Origin of the sequence: Microbacterium sp. BF1 (genome assembly GCF_019279095.1) — a bacterium.
GTDB lineage: Bacteria > Actinomycetota > Actinomycetes > Actinomycetales > Microbacteriaceae > Microbacterium > Microbacterium maritypicum.
Genome location: NZ_JAGYWT010000338.1, coordinates 1 through 2,729 on the forward strand (window position 1 = coordinate 1; position 2,729 = coordinate 2,729).

General features: G+C 63.8%; 3 protein-coding genes. 2 read left to right on the top strand and 1 reads right to left on the bottom strand.

The window, feature by feature from the left end:
* The coding region (rpsA, locus tag KZA10_RS11665) for a 30S ribosomal protein S1 (protein ID WP_218682963.1) at positions 1-1,003 on the bottom strand (1,003 nt) is incomplete at its 3' end.
* Between the two features lie 239 nt (positions 1,004-1,242).
* Here rpsA and KZA10_RS11670 point away from each other — a divergent pair.
* Both KZA10_RS11670 and KZA10_RS11675 read left to right on the top strand, forming a co-directional pair.
* Positions 1,243-1,794: a hypothetical protein gene (locus KZA10_RS11670; RefSeq protein WP_308289657.1), complete on the top strand. Its 552-nt coding sequence runs from the start codon at positions 1,243-1,245 to the stop codon at positions 1,792-1,794.
* Between the two features lie 14 nt (positions 1,795-1,808).
* Positions 1,809-2,585: a hypothetical protein gene (locus KZA10_RS11675; protein ID WP_256934771.1), complete on the top strand. Its 777-nt coding sequence runs from the start codon at positions 1,809-1,811 to the stop codon at positions 2,583-2,585.
* Positions 2,586-2,729: the final 144 nt, after the last annotated feature.

The window sequence follows — 2,729 nt, forward strand, 5'->3', positions numbered from 1 at the left end:
GCTCGACGTGCTTGCTGGAGAGCTCGGAGATGTGGATGAGGCCCTCGATGCCGTCTGCGACGCGAACGAACGCACCGAACGGAACGAGCTTGGTGACCTTACCCGGCGTGACCTGACCGATCGCGTGGGTGCGGGCGAAGACCTGCCACGGGTCCTCCTGCGTCGCCTTCAGCGACAGGGAGACGCGCTCGCGGTCGAGGTCGACCTCGAGGATCTCGACGGTGACCTCCTGGCCAACCTCGACGACCTCGGAGGCGTGCTCGATGTGCTTCCAGGACAGCTCGGAGACGTGCACGAGGCCGTCCACGCCACCCAGGTCGACGAACGCACCGAAGTTGACGATCGACGAGACGACACCCTTGCGGACCTGACCCTTGTGCAGGTTGTTCAGGAACGTGGTGCGCGACTCCGACTGCGTCTGCTCGAGCAGCGCGCGGCGGCTCAGGACGACGTTGTTGCGGTTCTTATCGAGCTCGAGGATCTTCGCTTCGATCTCCTGGCCGAGGTACGGCGTGAGGTCGCGGACGCGGCGCAGCTCGATGAGCGAAGCCGGGAGGAAGCCACGGAGGCCGATGTCGACGATGAGTCCACCCTTGACGACCTCGATGACCGTACCGGTGACGACGCCGTCGTTCTCCTTGATCTTCTCGACGTCTCCCCAGGCACGCTCGTACTGTGCGCGCTTCTTGGAGAGGATCAGACGGCCTTCCTTGTCCTCCTTCTGGAGAACGAGGGCCTCGACCAGATCGCCGACAGCGACGACCTCGTTGGGGTCGACGTCGTGCTTGATCGAGAGCTCACGCGAGGGGATGACACCCTCGGTCTTGTAGCCGACATCGAGGAGGACCTCATCGCGGTCGATCTTGACGATCGTGCCTTCGATGATGTCGCCGTCGTTGAAGAACTTCAGGGTCTTCTCGACCGCGGCCAGGAAGTCCTCAGCAGATCCGATGTCGTTGATGGCGACCTGCTTGGTGGCCGGGGCGGTCGTTGCGGTAGTCATGTAGTGGGTTGTCCTTGTTGAATGGAGACTCGGGCTGGGAGGCAACGGCCGCGCACGGCCGACTGCATGCTTTACAGCAGTTGGATTTTGGTTTTCTCGCCACGAGGGCACGCGTATGCACGCCACGAGTGACAGTTAACGCTATCAGAAGTTCCGACACTGCAGGAGTCGGATTCCCCCGAGCATCGCGCTGTGGATAACTCACACGGGCCGTCGACCCTCCGGGTTACCGTGTCTGGGTGATCCCGCCGACAGCTTCCTCCGCCATTCCCCGTCGTTCCGGTGCGCTCATGATGGTCTCGATCGTCCTGATGCTCGCGGGCTGCGCGCCGACGCCCGAGCCGACACCCACTCCCACCGCGGCCTTCGCCTCGGAGGAAGAAGCCTTCGCCGCCGCAGAAGAGACGTATCGGGCCTATACAGATGCTCTCAATGCAGTTGACCTCGACGACCCGGCCACTTTTGAGCCTGTGTTCGATCTCACAAGTGGTGACTTTGAGGCGGCGGATCGTCAGACGCTGTCCGAGCTCCATGCCGAGAAGTATGCGTTCACGGGACAGATGACCGTAGTCCGGTTCAAGGGAATCAGCAGTCATCCATCATTTGAGCAGTTAGAAGCATCGGTCTGCGTTGATGTGAGTGGCTCCGACGTTGTCGATGAATCCGGCAACTCGGTAACTTCCCCCGACCGTCCCGACATGAACCCGCTCCGCGTCACGTTCGTCTTGTCAGACGGACGCCTGCGAGTGGACCGTGCGGACCGAGACCCTGGAACCGCATGCTCCGGATGAGAACAGCCGCCGTGATGGCCATTCTTGCCTCGCTGGCGGCTGGTAGCGATGGCGGGGGTGTTGGAGGAGCGGACGTTGCAGTCGGCAATGACGACCACGCAGTCGTCATCTCCGGCACGCAGACTCAGACCTCGTCCGACGGCCCCCGCGACAGCGCCCCGCGACCCGACTCCCCGTCCTCCCCCGCCTTCCCCGTGCACGAGTTCGACTTCGACTCATGTCTCGACGACTGGAACAGCTCCCGCGGCTGCTTCCGCACCGTCATCGATGAGGAACCGTCGTCACCGGGCACCGACTCTCCTGCAGCCCCGGCGATCACGATCGACGACCTGGCGCAGTTCGCTCCGGATCCGGTCGCGAACGAGGGCGAGCCCGACAACGTCGGCGTGGCCGGGATGCCGACGAACTTCATCGCAGCGGCATCCGTGCACACGCGCTCTGGCACGCTTTTCGGCGCACCGCTCAGCGTGCGCTTCACGCCTGTCGGCTATGAGTTCGTGCACGGCGACGACACGTCCGCCACTTCGAGCACAGGCGGACAGACGTGGTCGGCGCTCGGTCAATCACCGTTCACCCCGACCGCGACGAGCCACGTCTATCGCGAGCGCGGCACCTACCAGGCGCATGTCACCGTCCGCTACGCCGCGGAGGTCGACCTCGGCGGCGGCTGGTTCCCGGTCGCCGGTCGACTCACGATCCCGGGCCCCGCACGGGAAATACGCATCTTCGAGGCCCACACCGCACTCGTGGCCTTCACCTGCGAACAGCGCCCATCGGCCCCAGGCTGCTGAGCGACATCGAAGAAGAGCTAGCTGTACTGACCCAGATCGTTGTTGACGTAGGAGAAGCCTCCGGTGTCGAGTTGGAGCTGTCTAGTTCTGCAGCTCGATCACACGGAGGCTTCTCGTGTCCCACGCTAATGCCCGGCTGACTCC

Bases quoted from the DNA above. Each gene is read 5' to 3' on its own strand.
- KZA10_RS11675 (WP_256934771.1), top strand. From the start codon at position 1,809: ATGGCCATTCTTGCCTCGCTGGCGGCTGGTAGCGATGGCGGGGGTGTT.